At 62.4% G+C, this 22,661-nt stretch carries 32 protein-coding genes; 1 reads left to right on the top strand and 31 read right to left on the bottom strand.

Annotated features, from left to right (window positions below):
* Window positions 1-25: 25 nt before the first annotated feature.
* The 27 genes from secY to R2676_RS17815 all read right to left on the bottom strand — a co-directional run bounded on the left by secY (window position 26) and on the right by R2676_RS17815 (window position 17,353).
* A complete protein-coding gene (gene secY / locus R2676_RS17945) occupies window positions 26-1,348 on the bottom strand; it encodes a preprotein translocase subunit SecY (protein WP_206274156.1) in 1,323 nt (440 codons plus the stop codon).
* Between the two features lie 57 nt (window positions 1,349-1,405).
* Entirely contained in the window at window positions 1,406-1,837 is a 432-nt protein-coding gene (gene rplO / locus R2676_RS17940) for a 50S ribosomal protein L15 (RefSeq protein ID WP_024977880.1), read from the bottom strand.
* Window positions 1,838-1,855: 18 nt separating this feature from the next.
* Window positions 1,856-2,038: a 50S ribosomal protein L30 gene (gene rpmD / locus R2676_RS17935; protein WP_003264137.1), complete on the bottom strand. Its 183-nt coding sequence runs from the start codon at window positions 2,036-2,038 to the stop codon at window positions 1,856-1,858.
* Window positions 2,039-2,060: 22 nt separating this feature from the next.
* Window positions 2,061-2,579: a 30S ribosomal protein S5 gene (gene rpsE / locus R2676_RS17930; RefSeq protein WP_004634493.1), complete on the bottom strand. Its 519-nt coding sequence runs from the start codon at window positions 2,577-2,579 to the stop codon at window positions 2,061-2,063.
* Window positions 2,580-2,600: 21 nt separating this feature from the next.
* Complete coding sequence (gene rplR / locus R2676_RS17925) at window positions 2,601-2,957, bottom strand: 50S ribosomal protein L18 (RefSeq protein WP_004634492.1); 357 nt, start codon at window positions 2,955-2,957, stop codon at window positions 2,601-2,603.
* A gap of 11 nt (window positions 2,958-2,968) precedes the next feature.
* Window positions 2,969-3,502: a 50S ribosomal protein L6 gene (gene rplF, locus R2676_RS17920; RefSeq protein ID WP_012763152.1), complete on the bottom strand. Its 534-nt coding sequence runs from the start codon at window positions 3,500-3,502 to the stop codon at window positions 2,969-2,971.
* A gap of 12 nt (window positions 3,503-3,514) precedes the next feature.
* A complete protein-coding gene (gene rpsH, locus R2676_RS17915; RefSeq protein ID WP_004634489.1) occupies window positions 3,515-3,910 on the bottom strand; it encodes a 30S ribosomal protein S8 in 396 nt (131 codons plus the stop codon).
* Between the two features lie 27 nt (window positions 3,911-3,937).
* Window positions 3,938-4,243, bottom strand: a complete 306-nt coding sequence (gene rpsN / locus R2676_RS17910) for a 30S ribosomal protein S14 (protein WP_004634486.1) — start codon at window positions 4,241-4,243, stop codon at window positions 3,938-3,940.
* Window positions 4,244-4,252: 9 nt separating this feature from the next.
* A complete protein-coding gene (gene rplE / locus R2676_RS17905; protein ID WP_009241894.1) occupies window positions 4,253-4,795 on the bottom strand; it encodes a 50S ribosomal protein L5 in 543 nt (180 codons plus the stop codon).
* Between the two features lie 26 nt (window positions 4,796-4,821).
* On the bottom strand, window positions 4,822-5,130 hold the full coding sequence (gene rplX, locus R2676_RS17900) for a 50S ribosomal protein L24 (RefSeq protein WP_009241893.1): 309 nt from the start codon (window positions 5,128-5,130) through the stop codon (window positions 4,822-4,824).
* Window positions 5,131-5,141: 11 nt separating this feature from the next.
* Window positions 5,142-5,510: a 50S ribosomal protein L14 gene (gene rplN / locus R2676_RS17895; RefSeq protein ID WP_003264129.1), complete on the bottom strand. Its 369-nt coding sequence runs from the start codon at window positions 5,508-5,510 to the stop codon at window positions 5,142-5,144.
* Between the two features lie 267 nt (window positions 5,511-5,777).
* A complete protein-coding gene (rpsQ, locus tag R2676_RS17890) occupies window positions 5,778-6,047 on the bottom strand; it encodes a 30S ribosomal protein S17 (protein WP_004634482.1) in 270 nt (89 codons plus the stop codon).
* Window positions 6,044-6,238 carry a 50S ribosomal protein L29 gene (gene rpmC / locus R2676_RS17885; protein WP_004634481.1) on the bottom strand — a complete coding sequence of 65 codons (195 nt, stop codon included), beginning with the start codon at window positions 6,236-6,238 and terminating at the stop codon, window positions 6,044-6,046. Before rpmC ends, rpsQ begins: the two co-directional genes overlap by 4 nt.
* Window positions 6,239-6,250: 12 nt before the next feature.
* On the bottom strand, window positions 6,251-6,667 hold the full coding sequence (gene rplP / locus R2676_RS17880; RefSeq protein ID WP_003264123.1) for a 50S ribosomal protein L16: 417 nt from the start codon (window positions 6,665-6,667) through the stop codon (window positions 6,251-6,253).
* A 2-nt stretch (window positions 6,668-6,669) separates the two neighbouring features.
* Complete coding sequence (gene rpsC / locus R2676_RS17875) at window positions 6,670-7,458, bottom strand: 30S ribosomal protein S3 (protein WP_009241892.1); 789 nt, start codon at window positions 7,456-7,458, stop codon at window positions 6,670-6,672.
* Between the two features lie 9 nt (window positions 7,459-7,467).
* Window positions 7,468-7,797, bottom strand: coding sequence for a 50S ribosomal protein L22 (rplV, locus tag R2676_RS17870; protein ID WP_004634479.1), 330 nt, complete (start codon window positions 7,795-7,797; stop codon window positions 7,468-7,470).
* 9 nt (window positions 7,798-7,806) lie between these two features.
* Entirely contained in the window at window positions 7,807-8,082 is a 276-nt protein-coding gene (rpsS, locus tag R2676_RS17865) for a 30S ribosomal protein S19 (RefSeq protein WP_004634478.1), read from the bottom strand.
* A 21-nt stretch (window positions 8,083-8,103) separates the two neighbouring features.
* Window positions 8,104-8,934 (bottom strand): 50S ribosomal protein L2, encoded by an 831-nt coding sequence (rplB, locus tag R2676_RS17860; protein WP_009241891.1) that lies wholly within the window; start codon window positions 8,932-8,934, stop codon window positions 8,104-8,106.
* A 2-nt stretch (window positions 8,935-8,936) separates the two neighbouring features.
* On the bottom strand, window positions 8,937-9,251 hold the full coding sequence (gene rplW, locus R2676_RS17855; protein WP_004634476.1) for a 50S ribosomal protein L23: 315 nt from the start codon (window positions 9,249-9,251) through the stop codon (window positions 8,937-8,939).
* Entirely contained in the window at window positions 9,248-9,868 is a 621-nt protein-coding gene (gene rplD, locus R2676_RS17850) for a 50S ribosomal protein L4 (protein WP_004634475.1), read from the bottom strand. Before rplD ends, rplW begins: the two co-directional genes overlap by 4 nt.
* A gap of 11 nt (window positions 9,869-9,879) precedes the next feature.
* Entirely contained in the window at window positions 9,880-10,533 is a 654-nt protein-coding gene (rplC, locus tag R2676_RS17845) for a 50S ribosomal protein L3 (RefSeq protein WP_004634474.1), read from the bottom strand.
* A gap of 284 nt (window positions 10,534-10,817) precedes the next feature.
* Window positions 10,818-11,129 (bottom strand): 30S ribosomal protein S10, encoded by a 312-nt coding sequence (gene rpsJ / locus R2676_RS17840; RefSeq protein ID WP_004634473.1) that lies wholly within the window; start codon window positions 11,127-11,129, stop codon window positions 10,818-10,820.
* A gap of 107 nt (window positions 11,130-11,236) precedes the next feature.
* The gene (tuf, locus tag R2676_RS17835) at window positions 11,237-12,445 is read right to left on the bottom strand and encodes an elongation factor Tu (protein ID WP_102067425.1); all 1,209 of its coding nucleotides are present in this window, start codon (window positions 12,443-12,445) and stop codon (window positions 11,237-11,239) included.
* Between the two features lie 83 nt (window positions 12,446-12,528).
* Window positions 12,529-14,655, bottom strand: a complete 2,127-nt coding sequence (gene fusA / locus R2676_RS17830) for an elongation factor G (protein ID WP_027680274.1) — start codon at window positions 14,653-14,655, stop codon at window positions 12,529-12,531.
* Between the two features lie 113 nt (window positions 14,656-14,768).
* On the bottom strand, window positions 14,769-15,239 hold the full coding sequence (gene rpsG / locus R2676_RS17825; protein WP_004634470.1) for a 30S ribosomal protein S7: 471 nt from the start codon (window positions 15,237-15,239) through the stop codon (window positions 14,769-14,771).
* Window positions 15,240-15,424: 185 nt separating this feature from the next.
* On the bottom strand, window positions 15,425-15,802 hold the full coding sequence (rpsL, locus tag R2676_RS17820; protein ID WP_003265519.1) for a 30S ribosomal protein S12: 378 nt from the start codon (window positions 15,800-15,802) through the stop codon (window positions 15,425-15,427).
* A gap of 297 nt (window positions 15,803-16,099) precedes the next feature.
* Window positions 16,100-17,353, bottom strand: coding sequence for an MFS transporter (locus R2676_RS17815; protein ID WP_206274134.1), 1,254 nt, complete (start codon window positions 17,351-17,353; stop codon window positions 16,100-16,102).
* Between the two features lie 99 nt (window positions 17,354-17,452).
* On the opposite strand from R2676_RS17815, the gene R2676_RS17810 reads away from it, so the two are divergent.
* Window positions 17,453-18,373 (top strand): LysR family transcriptional regulator, encoded by a 921-nt coding sequence (locus R2676_RS17810; RefSeq protein ID WP_206274135.1) that lies wholly within the window; start codon window positions 17,453-17,455, stop codon window positions 18,371-18,373.
* Here the strand turns inward: R2676_RS17810 and recQ are convergent.
* From recQ to R2676_RS17790, 4 genes are all read right to left on the bottom strand, one after another.
* Window positions 18,370-20,283 carry a DNA helicase RecQ gene (gene recQ / locus R2676_RS17805; protein WP_206274136.1) on the bottom strand — a complete coding sequence of 638 codons (1,914 nt, stop codon included), beginning with the start codon at window positions 20,281-20,283 and terminating at the stop codon, window positions 18,370-18,372. The genes R2676_RS17810 and recQ overlap by 4 nt on opposite strands.
* Window positions 20,284-20,395: 112 nt before the next feature.
* Complete coding sequence (locus tag R2676_RS17800; RefSeq protein WP_206274137.1) at window positions 20,396-20,986, bottom strand: class I SAM-dependent methyltransferase; 591 nt, start codon at window positions 20,984-20,986, stop codon at window positions 20,396-20,398.
* Between the two features lie 22 nt (window positions 20,987-21,008).
* Window positions 21,009-21,851: a YfaP family protein gene (locus tag R2676_RS17795; RefSeq protein WP_206274138.1), complete on the bottom strand. Its 843-nt coding sequence runs from the start codon at window positions 21,849-21,851 to the stop codon at window positions 21,009-21,011.
* A 10-nt stretch (window positions 21,852-21,861) separates the two neighbouring features.
* On the bottom strand, window positions 21,862-22,653 hold the full coding sequence (locus tag R2676_RS17790) for a YfaP family protein (protein ID WP_316857417.1): 792 nt from the start codon (window positions 22,651-22,653) through the stop codon (window positions 21,862-21,864).
* Window positions 22,654-22,661: the final 8 nt, after the last annotated feature.

Below are 22,661 nucleotides of genomic sequence, written 5' to 3'. Positions count from 1 at the left end.
TCCCTTCAGGTTCGTGCGAGCACTCCTAGCGGAGCGTCAGGTTTCCCTTGAAATTCGCCTTCTTCATCAAAGACTCGTACTGCTGAGACATCACGTAGGACTGCACCTGTGCCATGAAGTCCATCGTGACGACCACGATGATCAACAGGGACGTCCCACCGAAGTAGAACGGCACGTTCCAGCGCAGCACCAAGAACTCCGGCAACAGACACACCAGCGTGATATAGATCGCTCCCGCCAGGGTCAGACGCACCAGAATCTTGTCGATATACCGCGTGGTTTGCTCGCCCGGACGGATGCCCGGAATGAACGCCCCACTCTTCTTCAGGTTATCCGCCACTTCCCGGCTGTTATAGACCAGCGCGGTGTAGAAGAAACAGAAGAAGATGATCGCCGCCGCATACAGCAGGATGTACACCGGTTGACCCGGCGACAACGTCGCCGCCAAGTCCTTGACGAACCGTGCAACCGGATTCGTCGAGTTACCGGCTGTAAACCAGCCCGCGATCGTGGCCGGGAACAGAATGATCGACGATGCGAAGATCGGCGGAATCACCCCAGCCATATTCAACTTCAGCGGCAAATGCGACGACTGTCCGCCATAAATCTTGTTACCAACCTGCCGCTTGGCGTAGTTGACGAGGATCTTGCGCTGACCACGTTCAATGAACACGACCAGGAACGTCACCGCACCAATAATCGCCACGACCAGGATCGCTGAGAAAATCCCCATCGACCCCGTACGTACCAGCTCAAACAACCCGCCGATCGCGTTGGGCAGCCCTGCAGCAATCCCGCCGAAAATGATGATCGAGATCCCGTTGCCCAGACCACGCTCGGTGATCTGCTCACCCAGCCACATCAGGAACATCGTGCCCGTCACCAGCGTAATCACAGCGGTGGCCCGGAACATCAGACCCGGATCCAAAACCAGACCCGGCTGCGCTTCGAGTGCCACTGCAATTCCCAGCGCCTGGAACGTTGCCAGGACGACCGTACCGTAGCGCGTGTACTGCGTAATCTTGCGCTGGCCGGCTTGGCCTTCCTTCTTCAACGATTCCAGCTGCGGCAACACGATCGTCAGCAGCTGCATGATGATCGACGCCGAGATGTACGGCATGATCCCCAGCGCAAACACCGTGAAACGCGACAGCGCGCCGCCGGAGAACAGGTTGAACATCCCGAGGATGCCGCCCGACTGCCGTTGGAAAAGCTGCGCCAGTTGATCCGGATCGATACCCGGCACAGGAATGTGCGCGCCGATCCGGTACACCAGCAGTGCCAGAACCAGGAACACCAGCCGACGGCGAAGATCGCCGTACTTGGCCGTGTTCTTGGCCTGGGCCATCACATTAGGTTTCGCCGTGGCCAAACGGATGCTCCGTCAGTGTAAAACAGCAGGCTATTAGGCCAGCGAGCCACCAGCCGCTTCGATTGCAGCTTTCGCCCCAGCCGTCGCGCCGATACCCTTCAGAGTTACCTTCTTGTCGATTTCGCCCGACAGGATCACCTTGGCGCTCTTGACCATCTCGCCAACGAGGCCGGCTTGCTTGAGGGACAGCAGATCGATTTCTTCGATCGGCAGGCCCGCCAGGTCGCCCAGACGCACTTCAGCGGTGAATTCCTTGGTCAGCGAGGTGAAACCACGCTTGGGCAGACGACGATGCAGGGGCATCTGGCCGCCTTCAAAGCCGACCTTGTGGAAACCACCCGAACGCGACTTCTGACCCTTGTGACCACGACCAGCCGTCTTGCCCAGGCCCGAACCAATACCGCGACCAACGCGGCGCTTGGCGTGCTTGGAGCCGGCTGCCGGCTTCAGGTTATTCAGTTGCATGTTCTTCTCCGTCTTGCCTTAGCCGATGACCTTGACCAGGTAGGACACCTTGTTGATCATGCCGCGCACTGCGGGCGTGTCCTGCAATTCGGACACCGAGTTCATGCGGCGCAGGCCCAGGCCGCGCACCGTGGCGCGGTGGTCTTCGCGCGTACCGATCAGGCTGCGCACGAGTTGGACTTTCACGGTTTTCTGCGACATATCGTTCACCTATCCCTTCGGCTTAGCCGAGGATCTCTTCGACCGACTTGCCACGCTTGGCGGCAACTTCGGCCGGGGTGCTCATCTTGCGCAGGCCATCCAGCGTTGCGCGCACCATGTTGTAAGGATTGGTCGAACCGTGCGACTTGGTCACGATGTTCGTCACGCCCATCACTTCGAAGATGGCGCGCATCGGGCCGCCGGCGATCACGCCAGTACCGTCCTTCGCCGGCATCATTTGCACCTTTGCGGCGCCATGCTTGCCAACCACTTCGTGCTGCAGCGTACCGTTCTTCAGCGGGACCTTGACCATCTTGCGACGGGCTTCGTCCATTGCCTTCTGCACGGCCACCGGGACTTCCTTAGCCTTACCCTTGCCCATGCCGATACGGCCGTCGCCGTCGCCGACCACAGTCAGAGCAGCGAAACCGAGAATCCGGCCGCCCTTGACCACCTTGGTCACACGGTTGACCGCGATCATCTTCTCGCGAAGACCGTCGTCGCGTTCGTCCCCTTGGACCTTAGGTTGAATTTTTGCCATGACGATATCCTCTATGCCGGCTTAGAACTTCAGGCCAGCTTCGCGTGCCGCGTCGGCCAGAGCCTTCACGCGACCGTGATAACGGAAACCCGAGCGATCGAACGCCACGGCTTCGATGCCGGCAGCCTTCGCCTTCTCAGCGATACGCTTACCCACCAGGGTGGCAGCAGCGGTGTTGCCACCGTTGCCGTTCAGTTCCTTGCGGACTTCGGCTTCCGCAGTCGAGGCCGAAGCCAGGACCTTGGTGCCATCTTCCGAGAAGACCTGCGCATAAATGTGCAGGTTCGTACGGTGCACAGCCAGACGGGCGACGCTCAGTTCCGCAATTTTCAGGCGGGTCTGACGTGCACGGCGCAGACGCGAGTCATTTTTGTTCATGATGTGCACCCTTACTTCTTCTTGGTTTCCTTCAGGATCACACGCTCATCGGCGTAGCGCACACCCTTGCCCTTGTAGGGCTCCGGCGGACGATAACCACGCACTTCGGCGGCGACCTGACCAACTTTTTGCTTGTCCGAACCCTTGATGATGATTTCGGTCTGCGTCGGCGTTTCCGCCTTCACGCCTTCCGGCATCTCATGGATCACGTCGTGCGAGAAACCGAGTTGCAGTTTCAGAGCAGTACCCTGAACCGAAGCACGGTAACCCACGCCGACCAGGTTCAGCTTGCGCTCGAAGCCCGTCGTCACACCCTTGACCATGTTGGCCGTCAGGGCGCGCATCGTACCTTGCAGCGCATTGGCTTCACGCGACTCATCTGCCGGCGCGAACGTGATCGTGCCGTTGTCGGTGGTGACCTTGACCAGCGAGTGGATCGGCTGCGTCAGGGTACCCAGCGGGCCCTTGACGGTCAGCAGACCACCAGCGAAATTAACTTCGGCGCCCTTGGGCAGCGCGATGGGAGCCTTACCTACGCGAGACATGGTTCCCCTCCCTTAGGCGACGTAGCAAATGACTTCGCCACCGACACCGGTTGCGCGGGCGCGGCGGTCCGTCATCAGACCCTGGGGGGTCGAGATGATGGCGACACCCAGGCCGTTCATCACTTGCGGGATTTCATTACGGCCCTTGTACACACGCAGACCAGGCTTCGAGACGCGCTCCAGGCGCTCGATGACCGGGCGGCCAGCGTAGTACTTCAGACCAATCGTCAGCGTGGACTTGCCACCCTGCTCGGTCACGGCGAATTCGTCGATGTAGCCTTCGTCCTTCAGGACTTTGGCGATTGCCACCTTCAGCTTCGACGACGGCATGACCACCGACGCTTTTTCCACCGCTTGCGCGTTGCGGATACGCGTCAGCATATCGGCGATCGGATCGCTCATGCTCATACTGTTTCTCCTGTAGCCTGTGCGTGATTACCAGCTGGCTTTCGTCAGACCCGGGATCTCGCCCTTGAAGGCGATCTCGCGGAGCTTGTTACGCGCCAGGCCGAACTTACGGAACGTACCGCGGGGACGACCGGTGATCGAGCAGCGGTTGCGCTGACGAGTCGGATTTGCATTGCGCGGCAGCGCTTGCAGCTTCAGACGCGCTTCGTAGCGCTCTTCTTCCGACTTGCTTTGGTCGGCCACGATGGCTTCGAGAGCGGCGCGCTTCTCAGCGTACTTGGCCACGAGCTTGGCACGCTTCTTCTCGCGTTCGATCAGAGACAATTTAGCCACGGTAACCCCTTAATTACGGAACGGGAACTTGAACGCGTTGAGGAGCGCCTTCGCTTCCTCGTCGTTCTTCGCAGTCGTCGTGATGCTGATGTTCAGACCACGGAGTGCGTCGATCTTGTCGTATTCGATCTCGGGGAAAATGATCTGCTCTTTCACACCGATGTTGTAGTTGCCACGACCATCGAATGCCTTGCCCGACACACCACGGAAGTCGCGCACGCGGGGCAGCGACACAGTGATGAAGCGGTCCAGGAATTCATACATACGTTGGCCACGCAGCGTGACCATCGTACCGATCGGGTAACCCTGGCGAATCTTGAAGCCGGCGATAGCCTTGCGGGCCTTCGTCACGATGGGCTTCTGGCCAGCGATCTTGATCAGGTCGCCCGTGGCGTGCTCGATGACTTTCTTGTCATTGATGGCTTCGCCAAGACCCATGTTCAGGGTGATCTTGGTGATGCGCGGCACTTCCATCACGGACTTGTAGCCGAACTGCTTGATCAGCTCGGGCACAACCTTCTCTTTGTAAAACTCTTGCAGACGTGCAGTCATGCTCAACTCCTCTCTATTGCCCAGAATCAAGCGCCGACGGCAGCACCAGTGGTCTTCAGCACGCGCGTCTTCACGCCGCCTTCAACCTTGATGCCGACGCGCGACGGCTTGCCATTGGCATCCACGAGCGCAACGTTCGAAATATGGATGGGCATGACCTTGTCGACCACACCACCCGTCGTACCCAGCATCGGGTTCGGGCGCACGTGCTTCTTGGCAACGTTCACGCCTTCAACCGTCACATGCTCGGCGAGTACGGCCAGCACGGTACCTTGCTTGCCCTTGTCTTTACCGGTACGGACGATGACGCGATCGCCCTTGCGAATCTTGTTCATGCGGCCTCCGATTACAGCACTTCCGGCGCGAGCGACACGATCTTCATGAAGCGCTCGGTACGGAGTTCGCGAGTGACCGGCCCGAAGATACGGGTGCCGATCGGCTCAAGCTTGGTGTTCAGCAGCACGGCGGCATTGCCGTCGAACTTGATGAGCGAGCCGTCGGGACGGCGCACGCCCTTGGCGGTACGCACCACCACGGCGTTGTAGATATCGCCCTTCTTCACGCGACCACGCGGGGCAGCATCCTTGACGCTGACCTTGATGATGTCGCCGACGCTGGCGTAGCGGCGCTTCGAACCGCCCAGCACCTTGATGCACATGACTTCACGCGCACCCGTGTTATCGGCCACTTCGAGCCGGCTTTCTGTCTGAATCATGGTGTTCTCGTCCCAACTTAATTCGCCAAACGCACAATGCGCAGAGGCGATCAGTCTTGGTCCCGCCGGCTGCTGGCATTGCGCCAACTGCGATTGGGTTGATCAACTTGAAGTCGGTAGCTGCCCGACGGCGATTGCCGCCTGGCCCATTCGCTTTTCCCCTTCACCCGAGCCACCAGCATATTTGCCGGCCACCCTCACAAAGGGAAAGACCGAGACTATATCACATAATCTCGGTCTTGCAACAGCAAACTGCTCGCTGTTGTTTTAGATCACGCGTGCAGCTTCAAGCAGACGCGACACCACCCACGACTTGGTGCGGGAGAGCGGACGCGATTCCGTGATCTCGACCTTGTCGCCTTCGTTGTACTGGTTGGCTTCGTCGTGCGCGTGGTACTTCTTCGAGCGCACCACGTACTTGCCGTACAGCGGGTGCTTGACGCGGTTTTCGATCAGGACCGTGACGGTCTTGTCCATCTTGTTGCTGACAACGCGACCGACGAGCGTGCGCTTCAGGGACGTTGCGGCTTCAGTCATTTCTGGTTCCCCTTCTGGCCCAGCACGGTGCGGACACGCGCGATGTCACGACGCACCTTCTTCAGCTGGCTGGTGTTCTGCAGCTGTTGCGTCGCTTTCTGCATGCGCAGGCCAAATTGGGCCTTCAGCAGCTCGGAGAGCTCCTGGTTCAGCCCGGCGACATCTTTGTCGCGCAGTTCGGATGCTTTCATGGTGTGTGCTCCTTACGTTCCGACCTGACGCACCACGAAGCTGGTCGCGATCGGCAGCTTGGCAGCGGCCAGGCGGAATGCCTCGCGTGCCAGTTCTTCGCCAACGCCGTCCATTTCGTACAGCATCTTGCCCGGCTGAATTTCAGCCACGTAGTATTCCGGGTTGCCCTTACCGTTACCCATACGGACTTCGGCAGGCTTCTTCGAGATCGGCTTGTCCGGGAAAATCCGGATCCAAATGCGGCCGCCACGCTTGATGTGACGGGTCATCGCACGACGGGCCGACTCAATCTGACGCGCGGTCAGACGGCCGCGGCCCATCGCCTTCAGACCGAACTCGCCGAACGAGACTGCGTTGCCGCGCGTCGCGATACCGGTGTTACGGCCCTTCTGCTCCTTGCGGTACTTCCTGCGCTTAGGTTGCAGCATGTTTATTCTCCAGTCTTGGCGTCGGCGCCACGACGGGCACCTGCACCAGCACCGCGGCGCTGACCGGCCGGGCGACCTTCGCCCTCACGGCGACGACCTTCCGGGCGGCCCGGACGCTTGCGACGCTCTTCTTGCGGCTCTTCCACGACGGGTGCGTCGTTGCGACCGAGGTGGTCGCCCTTGTACACCCACACCTTGACACCGATGATGCCGTAGGTGGTTTCCGCTTCGGAGAAGCCGTAGTCGATATCGGCGCGCAGCGTGTGCAGGGGCACACGGCCTTCGCGGTACCACTCGGTACGGGCGATTTCGATGCCGTTCAGACGGCCCGAGCTCATGATCTTGATGCCTTGGGCACCCAGACGCATCGCGTTCTGCATCGCGCGCTTCATTGCGCGACGGAACATGATGCGGCGCTCGAGCTGCTGCGTGATCGAATCGGCGATCAGCTGTGCATCGACTTCCGGCTTGCGGATTTCTTCGATGTTCACGTGCACGGGCACGCCCATGCGACGCTGCAGCTCAGCCTTCAGCAGTTCGATGTCTTCGCCCTTCTTGCCGATCACCACGCCCGGACGCGAGCTGTAAATGGTGATACGAGCATTCTTGGCCGGACGCTCGATGACCACGCGGCCCACCGACGCGTTCTTCAGCTTCTTCTTCAGAAACTCGCGAACCTCGATGTCTTCCTTGAGCATGCCGGCAAACTGGGTGTTGCTCGCGTACCAACGCGATGCCCAGTTACGGCTGACAGCCAGACGGAAGCCAGTCGGATGAATCTTCTGTCCCATCGTGACCCCTTAGTTGCCCAGCGTCACAGTGATGTGACAGGTTTGTTTCTCGATGCGGTTGCCACGGCCCTTCGCACGCGCCGTGAAGCGCTTGAGCGACGTGGCCTTATCGATGTAGATCGACTTGACCTTCAGCTCGTCGATATCGGCGCCTTCATTGTGCTCGGCGTTCGCGATGGCGGACTCAACCACCTTCTTCACGATGCCAGCCGCCTTCTTCGGGCTGAACGTCAGCACGTTGAGCGCGCGCTCGATCGACAGGCCGCGGATCTGGTCAGCAACCAGGCGCGTCTTCTGTGCGGAGATACGGGCGCCGCGATGAATCGCTTTAACTTCCATGATTGCCCCTTATCGCTTCGCTTTCTTGTCGGCAGCGTGGCCCTTGAACGTACGCGTGAGCGCAAATTCGCCGAGCTTGTGGCCAACCATGTTTTCCGTGACATACACGGGCACGTGCTGACGACCGTTATGAACGGCGATCGTCAGGCCGATGAAGTCCGGCAGAATGGTCGAACGACGCGACCAAGTCTTGATGGGCTTCTTGTCCTTCGTTTGCACTGCCGCCTCAACCTTCTTCAGCAGGTGGGCGTCAATGAAAGGACCCTTTTTTACGGAACGAGTCATATCTAAGCTCCTACCTACCGATTAACGCTTGTGACGGCGCTGAACGATCATGCTGTCAGTGCGCTTGTTACGACGGGTGCGGTAGCCCTTGGTCGGCGTGCCCCACGGGGACACCGGATCACGGCCAGCAGCAGTCTTACCTTCACCACCACCGTGCGGGTGATCGACCGGGTTCATTACCACACCGCGAACGGTCGGGCGAATACCGCGCCAACGGGTTGCACCGGCCTTGCCGATCTGGCGCAGGCTGTGCTCTTCGTTGCCGACTTCACCGATGGTCGCGCGGCACTCGATGTGCACACGGCGCACTTCACCCGAGCGCAGACGCACTTGAGCGTAGATGCCTTCGCGAGCCAGCAGCACGGCGGACGTACCAGCCGAACGGGCAACTTGAGCGCCCTTGCCCGGCAGGATTTCCACGCAGTGGATCGTCGTACCGACCGGAATGTTGCGGATCGGCAGGTTGTTACCGGCCTTGATCGGCGCTTCCGAGCCGTTGGCGATGGCTTGGCCCACCACAGCGCCCTTCGGGGCGATGATGTAGCGGCGTTCGCCATCGGCGAACAGCACGAGCGCGATGTTGGCGCTACGGTTCGGATCGTATTCCAGGCGTTCGATCTTGGCCGGGATACCGTCCTTGTCGTTACGCTTGAAGTCGACGATGCGATAGTGATGCTTGTGACCACCGCCCTTGTGACGGGTGGTGATGTGGCCGTTGTTGTTACGACCCGACTTCTGGATTTGCTTTTCCAGCAGCGGAGCGTGCGGCGCGCCCTTGTGAAGGTCGGGGTTAACGACCTTCACCATCGAGCGGCGGCCCGGCGATGTCGGCTTGGTTTTGACGAGTGCCATGATTACTTGGCCTCCGCTTCAAAATTGATTTCCTGGCCCGGCTTCAGCGAGACATAGGCCTTCTTCACGTGGTCACGACGACCCATGAAGCGACCGAAGCGCTTTTGCTTGCCCTTCTGGTTCAGGATCTGGACGGACTCGACTTCGACCTTGAACAGCAGCTCGACAGCAGCCTTCACTTCGCCCTTGTTGGCGTCGCGAGCCACTTCGAACACGACCTGTTCGTTCTTCTCGGCCACCAGGGTTGCCTTTTCAGACACCACAGGCGCCAGCAGCACCTGCATCAGGCGATGGTCGTTCTTGGCAACTTGCGTCATTTCAGCAACTCCTCGATCTGCGCGACGGCTGCCTTGGTCACGAGCACCTTCTTGTAGTGCACGAGCGACAGCGGGTCGGCGTGACGCGGCTCAACCACGAGCACGTGCGCCAGGTTGCGCGATGCCAGGAAGAGGTTTTCGTCCAGGTTATCGGTAATCACGAGCACCGAATCCAGGCCCATGGCGCGGAACTTGTCGGCCAGCAGCTTGGTTTTGGGCGCGTCGACGGACAGGCTGTCAACGACGTTGATGCGACCTTCACGGGCGAGCTGCGAATAAATCGAGCGCATGCCGGCGCGGTACATCTTCTTGTTGACCTTCTGCGAGAAGTTTTCTTCCGGGCTGTTCGGGAAGATACGACCACCCCCGCGCCACAGCGGGGAGGAGCTCATACCTGCACGGGCGCGGCCCGTACCCTTTTGGCGCCACGGCTTCTTGGTCGTGTGCTTGACCTCTTCACGGTCCTTCTGCTTACGGTTACCGCTGCGAGCGTTGGCCTGGTAAGCGACGACGACTTGGTGAACGAGGGCTTCGTTGTAGTCACGGCCGAACACTTCCGGCGAGGCAGCAACGCCGGCGCCGAGTTGACCGTTGTCCTGGAGCAGCTTCAGTTCCATGCGTTTGCTCCTTATGCCTTCTTGGCGCGGGCCTTCACGGCCGGCGTGACGATGACTTGACCGCCCTTGGCGCCCGGAATCGCACCCTTGACCAGCAGCAGCTTGCGCTCTGCGTCGATCTTGGCGATTTCCAGGTTCTGAACGGTACGGGTGACGTCACCCATGTGACCGGTCATGCGCTTGCCCGGGAACACGCGACCCGGATCCTGCGCCATACCGATCGAACCCGGCACGTTGTGCGAGCGCGAGTTACCGTGCGAGGCGCGGCCCGACGAGAAGTTGTAACGCTTGATGGTACCGGCGTAGCCCTTACCAATCGTCACGCCCTGAACGTCGATCTTCTGACCGACTTCGAACAGGTCGACGCTGATGTTCGCGCCAGGCTGGAATTCAGCGGCACGAGCGGCATCCACTCGGAATTCTTTGATGACTTCGCCCGCTTCCACGCCGGCTTTGGCGAGATGACCCGCCAGCGGCTTGGTGACGCGGCTGGCGCGTCGGGTGCCGAAGGTGACTTGAACCGCGGTATAACCGTCGGTCTCGTCCGTCTTGATTTGCGTCACGCGGTTGTCGCCGACCTCGAGCACGGTGACGGGAATCGAATCGCCGTCGTCCGTGAAAATACGGGTCATGCCAACCTTGCGACCTACAAGGCCAAGGCTCATGGTTTGCTCCATTCCCAGCTGCGATTGGCCGGGGCTGATTGATACTACGAATCTTGAACTGGACTGCGCCTAAAGAGACAGCGCGAGGCCAAATGGCCAGCCCACTCCCCTGACTAAAGGGGTAGCCCTACAATATATCCCGGTTACGAACAATATGCAAGGCCGATTGCCGGATAGCGTCCGGACGTCGTGTGCAACGCAACATCTGCCACCTAAAAGCAAAACGGCGAGCACATGGCTCGCCGTTTGCCCGTTACCGGAGTGACCCGGCAGCGTTGTCTTGCTTATTGCAGCTTGATCTCGACGTCCACGCCAGCCGGCAGGTCCAGCTTCATCAGCGCATCGACGGTCTTGTCCGTCGGATCGACGATGTCCATCAGGCGCTGGTGCGTGCGGATTTCGAACTGGTCGCGGCTGGTCTTGTTGACGTGCGGCGAACGCAGAACGTCAAAACGCTGGATGCGGGTCGGCAGGGGCACCGGGCCCTTGACGATCGCGCCAGTGCGCTTGGCGGTTTCAACGATTTCAGCGGCCGATTGGTCGATCAGGCGATAGTCGAAAGCTTTCAGGCGGATACGGATCTTCTGGTTCTGCATGATGTTTCCTTAAAGAGCATGGCGGCCAGGCCGCCGGTAGATTGAAAGAGCGATGCTACAGGCGATGCGCCGCACCCCTTGCGAGGAACAGCGTATCGATCCGCCTTTTACTTCAGGATCTTGGCAACGACGCCAGCACCCACGGTACGGCCGCCTTCACGGATAGCGAAGCGCAGACCTTCTTCCATGGCGATCGGGGCGATCAGCTTGACGGTGATCGACACGTTGTCGCCCGGCATGACCATTTCCTTGCCTTCCGGCAGGGCGATCGAGCCAGTCACGTCCGTCGTACGGAAGTAGAACTGCGGACGGTAGTTGTTGAAGAACGGCGTGTGACGGCCGCCTTCGTCCTTCGACAGGATGTAGACCTCGCCCGTGAATTCGGTGTGCGGCTTGATCGAGCCCGGCTTGGCCAGCACTTGGCCGCGCTGGACGTCTTCGCGCTTCGTGCCACGCAGCAGAATACCGACGTTGTCGCCTGCTTGACCTTGGTCCAGCAGCTTGCGGAACATTTCCACGCCCGTGCAGGTCGTCTTGTCGATCTTCGGCTTGTCGCCGTCCATGGCGATACCGACGATTTCGATTTCTTCGCCGACCTTGATGATGCCGCGCTCGATACGGCCGGTCACCACGGTGCCGCGACCCGAGATCGAGAACACGTCTTCCACCGGCATCAGGAACGTACCGTCAACAGCGCGCTCCGGCGTCGGGATGTAGGTGTCCAGTGCGTCGGCCAGGTTCATGATGGCCACTTCGCCCAGCTCGCCCTTGTCGCCTTCCAGCGCCAGCTTGGCCGAACCCTTGATGATCGGGGTGTCGTCGCCCGGGAAGTCGTACTTCGACAGAAGTTCACGCACTTCCATCTCGACCAGCTCCAGCAGCTCAGCGTCGTCCACCATGTCGCACTTGTTCAGGAAGACGATGATGTACGGCACGCCGACCTGACGGGCCAGCAGGATGTGCTCACGCGTTTGCGGCATCGGGCCGTCAGCGGCCGAGCACACCAGGATTGCGCCGTCCATCTGGGCGGCACCGGTAATCATGTTCTTGACGTAGTCGGCGTGGCCCGGGCAGTCAACGTGCGCGTAGTGGCGGTTGGCCGTTTCGTACTCGATGTGCGCGGTGTTGATCGTGATGCCGCGTGCCTTTTCTTCCGGCGCTGCGTCGATTTCGTCGTACTTCTTCGCGGTACCACCGAACTTGCTCGACAGCACGGTTGCGATCGCTGCGGTCAGCGTCGTCTTGCCGTGGTCAACGTGACCAATCGTACCAACGTTCACGTGCGGCTTGGTCCGCTCGAACTTTTCCTTTGCCATGTCAGCTCCTCAATTCGGAATCAGCTAATTACTAGATTTGGGATGCAGGCGGCACGCACGCGCGCGCCGCCAAAACACGTTGATTACTTCGTACCCTTGGCAGCCATCACAGCTTCGGCGATGTTCTTCGGTGCCTCAGCGTATTGCTTGAATTCCATGGTGTACGTGGCGCGGCCTTGCGTCTGCGAGCGCAGCGACGTCGAATAACCGAACATTTCCGACAGCGGGACTTCGGCCTTGATGATCTTGCCGCCGCCCACCATGTCGTCCATGCCCTGCACGATGCCGCGGCGGGACGACAAGTCGCCCATCACGGTACCCGTGTAGTCTTCCGGCGTTTCCACTTCCACAGCCATCATCGGCTCCAGCAGAACCGGAGTGGCGCGGCGCATGGCTTCCTTGAAAGCCATCGAACCGGCCATGCGGAACGCGTTTTCGTTCGAGTCCACGTCGTGGTACGAACCGAACGTCAGCGTGACCTTCACGTCCACCACCGGGAAGCCCGCCAGAATACCGGACGGCAGCGTGTCGACGATGCCCTTCTCGACCGCCGGGATGTATTCGCGAGGAATCACACCGCCCTTGATGGCGTCGACGAATTCGAAGTTCTTGCCAGCCTTCTTCGCCTCGTCGTCCGCCGGTTCCAGCGTGATCACAGCGTGACCGTACTGACCGCGACCGCCGGACTGCTTGACGAACTTGCCTTCGACGTCTTCAACCTTCTTGCGGATGGTTTCGCGGTAGGCAACTTGCGGGGCGCCGATGTTGGCTTCCACGCCGAATTCGCGCTTCATGCGATCGACCAGAATTTCGAGGTGCAGCTCACCCATACCCGAAATGATGGTCTGACCCGATTCTTCATCGGTACGCACGCGGAACGACGGATCTTCAGCAGCCAGGCGGTTCAGGGCGATGCCCATCTTTTCCTGGTCAGCCTTGGTCTTCGGCTCGACAGCCTGGGAGATCACCGGCTCCGGGAACACCATGCGCTCGAGAATGATCGGAGCGCTCGGGTCGCACAGCGTGTCACCCGTGGTGGCGTCCTTCAGGCCCACCGCAGCGGCGATGTCGCCGGCCAGCACTTCCTTGATTTCTTCGCGCTGGTTGGCATGCATCTGCAGAATACGGCCCAGACGCTCCTTCTTCTGCTTCACCGGGTTGTACACGGTGTCGCCGGAGTTGATCTTGCCCGAGTAGACGCGGAAGAAGATCAGCTGACCCACGAACGGGTCGGTCATGATCTTGAACGCCAGTGCCGAGAACTTTTCGTTGTCGTCAGCCTTGCGCTCGAGCTTCTTCTCTTCGTCGTTTTCGTCGATGCCCTGAACCGGCGGAATGTCGACCGGCGACGGCAGGAAGTCGATCACGGCGTCGAGCATGCGCTGCACGCCCTTGTTCTTGAACGCAGTGCCGCACAGCATCGGCTGGATTTCGCAGGCGATGGTACGGTCGCGCAGTGCCTTGACGATCTCAGCACGGGACAGCTCTTCGCCGCCCAGGTACTTTTCCATCAGCTCTTCGCTGGCTTCAGCAGCCGACTCGACCATCTTCTCGCGCCACTCGTTGGCGACGTCAACCAGATTGGCCGGGATGTCGTGGTACTCGAACTTCACGCCCTGGCTGGCTTCGTCCCAAATGATCGCCTTCATTTCCAGCAGATCGACGACGCCCTGGAAGCCGTCTTCAGCGCCGATGGGCACCACGACGGGCACCGGGTTGGCCTTCAGACGGGTCTTCAGCTGGTCGTAGACCTTGAAGAAGTTCGCGCCGGTACGGTCCATCTTGTTGACGAACGCCAGACGCGGCACCTTGTACTTGTTGGCCTGACGCCAGACGGTTTCCGACTGCGGCTGCACGCCACCCACCGCGCAGTACACCATGCACGCGCCGTCCAGCACACGCATGGAACGCTCCACCTCGATGGTGAAGTCCACGTGGCCCGGGGTGTCGATGATGTTGAAGCGGTGCTCGGGGTAGTTGCCGCCCATGCCCTTCCAGAAGGCGGTGGTAGCAGCGGACGTGATGGTGATGCCGCGCTCTTGCTCCTGCTCCATCCAGTCCATGGTGGCAGCGCCATCATGCACTTCACCGATCTTGTGGTTCACACCGGTGTAGAACAGGATCCGCTCGGTCGTGGTGGTCTTGCCGGCGTCGATGTGAGCGGAAATACCGATGTTACGGTAGCGCTCAATGGGGGTCTTACGAGCCACGGTTAATCCTCAGATTCGTCAACGGGGCGCTGCCGATTGGCAAGCGCCCCTAATACAAATGGGCGAGATGTGCGCACACAGCCCGCCCAGCAACCAACAACGTCTCGCGTCGCTTAGAAGCGGAAGTGCGAGAACGCCTTGTTGGCTTCAGCCATGCGGTGCACTTCGTCGCGCTTCTTCATGGCGCCGCCGCGGCCTTCCGAGGCTTCGAGCAGCTCACCAGCCAGACGCAGGGCCATCGACTTCTCGCTGCGCTTCTTCGCAGCTTCCCGCAGCCAACGCATCGCCAATGCCAGACGACGCGACGGCCGGACTTCGACCGGCACCTGATAGTTGGCGCCACCAACACGACGGCTCTTCACTTCGACCACCGGCTTGATGTTGCCGATAGCCAGCGTGAACACCTCGATCGGCGCCTTGCCTGCTTTCTTCTCGATCTGGTCGAACGCACCGTAGACGATACGTTCAGCCACCGACTTCTTGCCGTCCAGCATCAGGACGTTCATGAACTTGGCGACTTCCACATTGCCGAACTTCGGGTCCGGCAGAATTTCCCGCTTGGGGACTTCACGACGACGTGGCATCTTCTTTCCTTCTCTGTTCAGTTGAGAACCGCTTCGGTTCTCCGGCCACCAACTAGCTTGTCTTCCAACAATCTGAGCCGGGTGACCACTTACTCGACGGTGCCAGTGCGGTCAAAAACGCACCGTTGTACCGCCTGCTCATGACAAGACCGTGACCGCAAAAGCGGCGCGATCTCACTGGCGACTTAGGCCGCCTTCGGACGCTTCGCGCCGTACTTCGAACGCGCTTGCTTACGGTCCTTGACGCCTTGCAGGTCAAGGGAGCCGCGCACGATGTGGTAACGCACACCCGGCAAGTCCTTGACACGGCCGCCGCGGATCAGCACGACGCTGTGTTCTTGCAGGTTGTGGCCTTCACCGCCGATGTACGAAATGACTTCGAAACCGTTGGTCAGGCGCACCTTGGCGACCTTACGCAGTGCCGAGTTCGGCTTCTTCGGCGTCGTGGTGTACACGCGGGTGCACACGCCGCGACGCTGCGGGCAGTTCTCAAGTGCCGGGCTCTTGCTCTTCAGCTTTTCCGAGACGCGGGGCTTGCGAACCAGTTGATTGATGGTTGGCATTGTTCAATCCAGCTTGGTTTTTGAAAAATCGCCGGCTCACATAACGTGAACGCCTCATTTGTGAGGCGGACGGCGCAATCGGGTTTTATGGAAGTGGCGAGCAGAACGCTCTGAAGGGAGGACCTGCGGGAACAGATCAAGACCAAAGAGCGCGAGCCCGTCTGATTTCAGATGCCTTGCACAGCATTTGCCGGGCATGGACGCGCGAAACCAGAAGCCAAAAACTCGAATCTGGCACTATAGCGGGCTGTCTTGCAAGCGTCAAGCACGCCGCCAGTCTGGCGACGGGCGAGTCGGTCAGCAGCGGCGCGGTGTGGCGCCGATGGCACGCTGTGTACTGGTGGGCCATACGAAAACGAGTGCAGCGGCCACCACAAACCCGAGCGCGAGAACCGATACGCCGATCCAGCCGGCGCGCACCCAGGCCACACCGGCCAAGCCGCCGCCTGCAGCCGCACCAAAGAAGAACGCCCCGGTGTACAGACCATTCACACGCCCGCGAACCTCCGGCGACAGCGTGTTGACCATATAGCGGCCGAGCGCCTGGTCGCCGATGGCGCCAAAGTCCAGCAACAACGCTGCAGCGGCCAGCATCACCAACATGACAGGGACGCTTAGGCTTGGCAGCAGCGCCGAAGCCAGCGCCAACAGCAGACCCGTCGCCGCACTGCCATGCGCGAGCAGCGTACCTACGCGCACCAAGCCGCGATCCGCCAGCCGTCCGGCGATGGGCGCCGCCACGACCCCGGCCGCGCCGCACAGCGCAAAGATGCCGATGCCGTTCTGCGAAAGATGGAACGGCGCAGCCGCCAGCCGCAGTGCAACAGCCGTCCAGAACAGCGTGAAGGCGGCCATCAGCAAAGCTTGCGTGGCGGCGCGGCGACGCAACACCGGTTCGCTGCGCAGAAGATGGCCATACGACTTGAGCAGCGCGCCGTACGACAGCGCACGCGGCGGCACGAAGGTCGGCATCACGCGCGGCAGAAGGACGGCCAGCACGGCAATCGCCACCGCAGATGCGCCGTAGAACGCGCGCCAGCCCCATTGCGCCGCGATGAGGCTGGCCGCCGGGCGCGACAGCAGGATGCCCAGGTTCAGGCCGATCATGATGTCGCCGAGCACGCGGCCGCGCCGATGGTCTGCGGCCAGGCGGCCCGCCAGCGCGATCAGCATCTGAATGACTGTCGACGTCAGGCCGATCGCAAAGGCGGCCAGCATCAGCACTTGGCCGCTCTGCGCGACCGTGGTCAGCGCCAGCGACGCCACCGCGCCCCATAGCGTGCGCGAGGCGAGCGCGCGGTTGTCCTGCAGATCGGTCAGCGGCATCAGCAGCAACAGGCCGATGCCGTAGCCGACCAGCGTGGCGGTCACGAGCAGCCCGGTGGCGGCCGTGGTCCAGCCGATGCTCGCGGCGATCTCTGCGACCAGCGGCTGGATGCCGAACAGATTGATGACGATGAGCCCGACGGCGGCGGCAAACAGCGGCGTGGCGCCGCGAGGGAGCGCGTCGGCGAGGGACGTGTTGGGAACGGCTGGGGCTTCGGTGGTCATGATGAGCGGGACGAAGAATCGGAGACCCCATCGTAGCCAGCCGATTCGCCCAGATTAAGGTAGGCTCAGGCGCCATATTGTTTCCATACGCGCGCAAATATGGATCGGCTTTCTGACGTGGTGGTCTTCGTGCAGGTCGTGGAGCGCGGCAGTCTGTCGGCGGCGGCCGATGCGATGGGGATGTCGCGCGGGGTGATCAGCAAAGCGCTTGCGCGGCTGGAGGCGCGGTTGCAGACGCGGCTGCTGCAACGGACGACGCGGCGCCTGTCGCTCACCGAAGCGGGCGCGGCGTTCTTCGAGAAAAGCCGCGAAGGCCTGGCGCTCGTCGATGCAGCGGAGCAGGCCGTGAGCGCCTTGCGCGATGAGGCACGCGGCACGTTGCGCGTGTCGGCGCCGGCCTCGTTTGCGGTGACATTGCTGGCGCCGCTGCTGGGCGCCTTCCAGGCGCGCTACCCCGCCGTGCAGATCGATCTGGACATGAACGACCGTTACGCGGATCTGGTCGCCGGGCGCATCGACGTGGCGATCCGCATCGGCATGCTGGAGGACTCGTCGCTGGTGGCGCGGCGGCTGGCGGACTGCGCGCACGCCATCTACGGCGCGCCCTCGTATTTTCGCGAGCGGGGCATTCCGCAGTCGCCGGAGGATTTGCGCGACCACAACTGCCTCGTCTACGCCAACTACGACGGGCCGTACGACTGGGTGCTGACAGACGCTGCCGGCCAGCGTCACGTCGCACACGTCACCGGCTCAATGCTCGCCAACAACAGCCTCGTGCTGCGCGAGGCGGCGCGTTCAGGGCTCGGCGTGTCGCTCGGGCCGGCGTATCTCGTGCGCGACGATATTGCGGCCGGCCGGCTGCAGGCGGTGCTGACGAGCTACACAGCGCGCGAGGTGCCCCTGCACGCCGTATTCACGCAGCGCGTGCATCTGCTGCCGAAGGTGCGGGCGTTTGTTGATTTCCTGGGCGATCACCTGAGCCGCACCGGCGTGATGGGGCCATTGCCGCCGTCCGCCTAGGCTTGCTCGCGGCACTTCTCCAGCACGTCGAGCAGCGCCTGGCCGTAGCGGTCCAGCTTGGCCATGCCGATACCCGGCAGCTCGCCGAGCGCCTCGCGCGAATCCGGATCGGTCTCGGCAATGCGCGCGAGCGTGGCGTCGTGGAAGATCACATACGCCGGCACGCTGTGCTCGCGCGCGGCCTGCGTCCGCCAGGCCCGCAACGCCTGCCAGCGCACCTGCGCCTCGGTGGAAAGCTCGGCGGCCGGATCGGCGCGACGCTCCTTCTTCGTAGACGATGACGACGCGCCGCGTACCTTCTCGGCCTGACGGCGCAGGATCACCGGCTGCTCGCCCTTGAGCACGGGGCGCGCCGCGTCGGTCAGGATCAGCGCGCCATGGCCGCCGTGGTCCACCGCAAACAAACCCTGCGCGACCAATTGGCGGAATACGCTGCGCCAAGCGGCTTCGGACAGATCGCTTCCGATGCCGAAGGTGGACAGCGTTTCGTGATGCCACTGCTTGATGCGCTCAGTGGCGTTGCCGCGCAGGATGTCGATGAGCTGGCCCGCGCCAAAACTCACGCGGCTGGCTTGCTGGACGCGGTATGCGCACGACAGCGCCATCTGCGCCTCGCGCGTGGCATCCCAGGTTTGCGGCGGCGTGAGGCACGTATCGCAGTTGCCGCAGGGCTGGCTGCTTTCCCCGAAGTACGCAAGCAGCGCCACGCGGCGGCAGGTTGCGGCTTCGCACAAGCCAAGCAGCGCTTCAAGCTTGGCGGTAGAGACGCGCTTGTGCACATCGTCCGCATCGGACTCGTCGATCATGCGGCGCTGCTGGACCACGTCGGCCAAGCCGTAGGCCATCCACGCGTTGGCGGGCAGACCGTCGCGGCCGGCGCGGCCGGTCTCCTGGTAGTAGCCCTCCAGGCTCTTGGGCAAATCGAGGTGCGCAACGAAGCGGACGTCCGGCTTGTCGATGCCCATGCCGAAAGCGATGGTCGCCACCATCACGACACCCTCCTCCTTGCGGAAGATCGCCTGATGGCGGGCGCGCACTTCGGAATCCATCCCGGCGTGATACGGCAGCGCGCGGATGCCCTGCTCGGCCAGCCACTGCGCGGTCTCTTCCACCTTCTTGCGCGACAGGCAGTAGACGATGCCGGCGTCGCAGGTGTCGCCGTCCATGTGTTCGGCGCGAATGAACCGCAGCAGCTGCTGCCGCGCGCTGTCCTTCTCGACGATGGTGTAGCGGATGTTCGGGCGGTCGAAGCTGGAGAGGAAAACGCGGGAACCCGTGAGCGCGAGCCGTTCGATGATCTCGTCGCGCGTGACGGCGTCGGCCGTGGCGGTGAGCGCAATGCGCGGCACGTGCGGGAAGCGCTCGTGCAGCACGGAAAGCTGGATGTACTCGGGCCGGAAATCGTGCCCCCACTGCGACACGCAGTGCGCTTCGTCGATGGCGAACAGGCCGATGCGCGATCGCTCAAGCAGCTCGAGAAAGCGCGGCGTCATCAACCGCTCGGGCGCTACGTAGACGAGGTCCAGCCGCCCTGCCGCGAGATCGCGCTCGACCTGCGCGGCCTCGGAGCCCGTCAGCGCGGAGTTGAGATACGCGGCGCGGACGCCCGCCTCTTCCAGCGCGGCCACCTGATCCTGCATCAGCGCAATCAGCGGCGACACGACGATGCCGGCGCCCTGCCCGCGGCGGTGCCGCACGAGCGCCGGAATCTGATAGCAGAGCGATTTGCCGCCGCCGGTCGGCATCAGCACGAGGCAATCGCCGCCGTCGGCGACGTGCGCGACGATTTCCGCCTGCGGGCCGCGGAAGGCGCTGTAGCCGAACACATCGTGCAGCACCGCATGCGTGGCGGCGGCGGTGTCTTCGGGCAGCGCCTGCAGCGCGTGGTCTATGGCGGGAGAGTCGTACATCGGGACGGCGGGTGCGCGCGGTGTCACGCGCGGGCTGGGCGAAACCGCTATTGTGACAAACCCCGCCGAGGGACGGTCAATCAGGACAGTCGGATTGTCGGAAACGCTGCGGTCAGACCTTGCGCGCAACGATGCGATGGATTGTCCGCCCCGACGATTGGCTAACGGCCGCCTCGTCGAAAACCACTTCAGTGCCGGCCAGCGCCTCGCGCACGGGCGCCGCATCGAACGACGTGAACAGCCGGCCGCGCCCATCGCGCTGGTCGGCGTCGGGCGTGACGCGCCAGCTCAGATACAGCGTGCCGCCCGGGCGCAGCAACGACACCAGCCGCCGCACCGCCGCTCCGATCTGCTCGGGCGGCAGATGCATGATGACGGTCTCGCAGATGACGTTGTCGAACGCGCCTTCGGCAATGCCGACCAGTTCAGGCAAAAGCGCCTGCCGGAACGACAGCCCCGGATATTGCTCGCGTGCCGCTTCCAGCAGCGCGGCAGACGCGTCGTAGCCGACCGCCGGGTAACCGTTGGCGTTGAGCCACGCCACCTCGCGCCCCGCACCGCAGCCGATGTCGGCGGAGGCACCGCCTGCCTTGAACTCGCGGCGCAGCAACGCGTACAGGTCTTCAGGCGCCGGCTGGTCGCGCCATTCCTGCGCGAAGGTTTGGGCGAGCGCGTCGTAGGCGGCAACGGTCTGGGTGTCCATGGCGACTCCGGAATCGTGTGGGCTACTTCATCGTGAAACTGCGTAACAGCGTCAGATCGCCGGCCTTGCGCATCGGCACGACAAACGTCTGCTGGCGTTCGGACGGCGTGTTCTCGTCGGTAATGATGGTGACGGTGGCGGTGGTGATTGCGCTGCGGTCGTTGCCGCTGCCGTAATAGTTCACGTAGACGAGGTACGTGCCGGGCACCGGCGCCGGGTTCGAATAGATCTCGGGCCCGTAGCCGGTGGTGACGTCTACGTCGAGCGCGCCGCCATTTTCAACTACGCGGTTGCCGTACCAGGCGTGCTGACCGTCGGGCGAGATGACATGCAGGTCGAGATCGGTGCCGTCGGTGTCCCACGCGAGGACCACGCGCAAACGCGGACGCTGCTTGCCGGTGTAGCTGTCGTAGAACTGCACGCGCTTGGCGTCACCGCGCGCGCTGCGCACCTCGACGCTGTTGCTGCCCGCGCCGAATGCATACGGACGCGAGAACGTGCCGTCAGCCTCGATGCGCTGCGGCATGGCCACGCCGTTGACGATCAGCGTGCCGACCGACGCGCCATCGGCGCCACGGCGGCGGCGCGGCTTGTTCTCGTCGGTTGCTGCGGCCGCCTTCGGCTGGTTGCGGATGCGCCCGGCGATCATGGACGCCACGCCCTGCCCTTGCGGCGTGGACACCGACACCGCCGGGTAATGCACGTCCTGCGTGTAGCGGGATTCGTCGCCCGCCGAATTGCGCCAGCCGTTGAGCGGCGCGGCGATCTCGACATTGCCGGTGTCGGTTTGCGCGAGCGCGCTGCCCGCGGCCGCAAACGTGGCCAGCGCAATGGCGACGGCGAGACGGAAAATGGAAGGCGTCATGTGGGTCACGTCAGAAGCGGATCGATTTCATCAGCGCCAGCTCGCCGATCTTGCGCAGCGGCACGCTGACGAACTCGCGCCGCTCGTTGGGGGTGTTCTCGTTATAGATCAGCGTCAGTTGGGCGGTGATGAGATCGCGGTCGTGCGCCTTTTCGTCGAAGTTGTAGCCGCCGGCGTTGAAGTTGCCCCAGTAGTTCACGTAGAACAGCCAGACGCCTGGGCGCGGCGCGGCGGTCGAGAAGATCTCGGGCCCGGCACCGTCGACGCTGTCCACGTCGAGCCCGCCGCCGTCGGACAACAGCGGTTGCGCCCAGAACGCGTGATCGCCAATCGGCGAAATGACGTGCATGTCGACCTCGGCGCGCGGGTCGTCCCACGTGAGGACGGCGCGCAGCTTGGCCGACGTCTTGGTGGTGTCGGCCTCGTAGAACTGCAGGCGTTGGCGCGACTGCCCGTCGGCGCTGACGATTTCGACGCTGTTCGAGCCGGGGCCGAACGCCCACGGGCGGGCGAAGCGGCCGTCGCCATCGCCATACAGCGGCATGGCGTTGCCGTTGACGACAAGCACCGGGGGGCGGCGTTGCTTGCCGGCCGCGCGGATGCGCCCGGCGATGAGCGTGCGGTACTTTTGCGCGCCACGGTCCACAGGCGGTTTTGGATACGCCGCGGTGTATTGCTCCAGCTCGTTGGTCAGCTTGCTGTTGCGCCAGCCGCCGATCGGCCCTTCCAGATCGGCCACCGGCTCAGCCAGCGCCGAAGCGGCCAGCAGCAGCGCAACGGTGCCCAGCGCCAAGCGCGTCATCCCACTCT

The organism is Ralstonia flatus, from assembly GCF_958439105.1.
In the GTDB taxonomy this organism is placed as follows: Bacteria; Pseudomonadota; Gammaproteobacteria; order Burkholderiales; family Burkholderiaceae; genus Ralstonia; species Ralstonia flatus.
The sequence above is the reverse complement of the archived record's forward strand: the minus strand, read 5'-3'. Positions and strand labels throughout refer to the sequence as shown.

Excerpts from the sequence above, each read along its gene's own strand:
- secY (WP_206274156.1), bottom strand. The coding sequence starts at position 1,348 with ATGGCCCAGGCCAAGAACACGGCCAAGTACGGCGATCTTCGCCGTCGG.
- rplO (WP_024977880.1), bottom strand. The coding sequence starts at position 1,837 with ATGCAACTGAATAACCTGAAGCCGGCAGCCGGCTCCAAGCACGCCAAG.
- rpmD (WP_003264137.1), bottom strand. The coding sequence starts at position 2,038 with ATGTCGCAGAAAACCGTGAAAGTCCAACTCGTGCGCAGCCTGATCGGT.
- rpsE (WP_004634493.1), bottom strand. The coding sequence starts at position 2,579 with ATGGCAAAAATTCAACCTAAGGTCCAAGGGGACGAACGCGACGACGGT.
- rplR (WP_004634492.1), bottom strand. The coding sequence starts at position 2,957 with ATGAACAAAAATGACTCGCGTCTGCGCCGTGCACGTCAGACCCGCCTG.
- rplF (WP_012763152.1), bottom strand. The coding sequence starts at position 3,502 with ATGTCTCGCGTAGGTAAGGCTCCCATCGCGCTGCCCAAGGGCGCCGAA.
- rpsH (WP_004634489.1), bottom strand. The coding sequence starts at position 3,910 with ATGAGCATGAGCGATCCGATCGCCGATATGCTGACGCGTATCCGCAAC.
- rplE (WP_009241894.1), bottom strand. The coding sequence starts at position 4,795 with ATGACTGCACGTCTGCAAGAGTTTTACAAAGAGAAGGTTGTGCCCGAG.
- rplX (WP_009241893.1), bottom strand. The coding sequence starts at position 5,130 with ATGAACAAGATTCGCAAGGGCGATCGCGTCATCGTCCGTACCGGTAAA.
- rplN (WP_003264129.1), bottom strand. The coding sequence starts at position 5,510 with ATGATTCAGACAGAAAGCCGGCTCGAAGTGGCCGATAACACGGGTGCG.
- rpsQ (WP_004634482.1), bottom strand. The coding sequence starts at position 6,047 with ATGACTGAAGCCGCAACGTCCCTGAAGCGCACGCTCGTCGGTCGCGTT.
- rpmC (WP_004634481.1), bottom strand. The coding sequence starts at position 6,238 with ATGAAAGCATCCGAACTGCGCGACAAAGATGTCGCCGGGCTGAACCAG.
- rplP (WP_003264123.1), bottom strand. The coding sequence starts at position 6,667 with ATGCTGCAACCTAAGCGCAGGAAGTACCGCAAGGAGCAGAAGGGCCGT.
- rpsC (WP_009241892.1), bottom strand. The coding sequence starts at position 7,458 with ATGGGACAGAAGATTCATCCGACTGGCTTCCGTCTGGCTGTCAGCCGT.
- rplV (WP_004634479.1), bottom strand. The coding sequence starts at position 7,797 with ATGGAAGTTAAAGCGATTCATCGCGGCGCCCGTATCTCCGCACAGAAG.
- rpsS (WP_004634478.1), bottom strand. The coding sequence starts at position 8,082 with ATGACTCGTTCCGTAAAAAAGGGTCCTTTCATTGACGCCCACCTGCTG.
- rplB (WP_009241891.1), bottom strand. The coding sequence starts at position 8,934 with ATGGCACTCGTCAAAACCAAGCCGACATCGCCGGGCCGCCGCTCGATG.
- rplW (WP_004634476.1), bottom strand. The coding sequence starts at position 9,251 with ATGACGCAAGTTGCCAAGAACGACCATCGCCTGATGCAGGTGCTGCTG.
- rplD (WP_004634475.1), bottom strand. The coding sequence starts at position 9,868 with ATGGAACTGAAGCTGCTCCAGGACAACGGTCAACTCGGCGCCGGCGTT.
- rplC (WP_004634474.1), bottom strand. The coding sequence starts at position 10,533 with ATGAGCCTTGGCCTTGTAGGTCGCAAGGTTGGCATGACCCGTATTTTC.
- rpsJ (WP_004634473.1), bottom strand. The coding sequence starts at position 11,129 with ATGCAGAACCAGAAGATCCGTATCCGCCTGAAAGCTTTCGACTATCGC.
- tuf (WP_102067425.1), bottom strand. The coding sequence starts at position 12,445 with ATGGCAAAGGAAAAGTTCGAGCGGACCAAGCCGCACGTGAACGTTGGT.
- rpsG (WP_004634470.1), bottom strand. The coding sequence starts at position 15,239 with ATGCCACGTCGTCGTGAAGTCCCCAAGCGGGAAATTCTGCCGGACCCG.
- rpsL (WP_003265519.1), bottom strand. The coding sequence starts at position 15,802 with ATGCCAACCATCAATCAACTGGTTCGCAAGCCCCGCGTCTCGGAAAAG.
- R2676_RS17815 (WP_206274134.1), bottom strand. The coding sequence starts at position 17,353 with ATGACCACCGAAGCCCCAGCCGTTCCCAACACGTCCCTCGCCGACGCG.
- R2676_RS17810 (WP_206274135.1), top strand. The coding sequence starts at position 17,453 with ATGGATCGGCTTTCTGACGTGGTGGTCTTCGTGCAGGTCGTGGAGCGC.
- recQ (WP_206274136.1), bottom strand. The coding sequence starts at position 20,283 with ATGTACGACTCTCCCGCCATAGACCACGCGCTGCAGGCGCTGCCCGAA.
- R2676_RS17800 (WP_206274137.1), bottom strand. The coding sequence starts at position 20,986 with ATGGACACCCAGACCGTTGCCGCCTACGACGCGCTCGCCCAAACCTTC.
- R2676_RS17795 (WP_206274138.1), bottom strand. The coding sequence starts at position 21,851 with ATGACGCCTTCCATTTTCCGTCTCGCCGTCGCCATTGCGCTGGCCACG.
- R2676_RS17790 (WP_316857417.1), bottom strand. The coding sequence starts at position 22,653 with ATGACGCGCTTGGCGCTGGGCACCGTTGCGCTGCTGCTGGCCGCTTCG.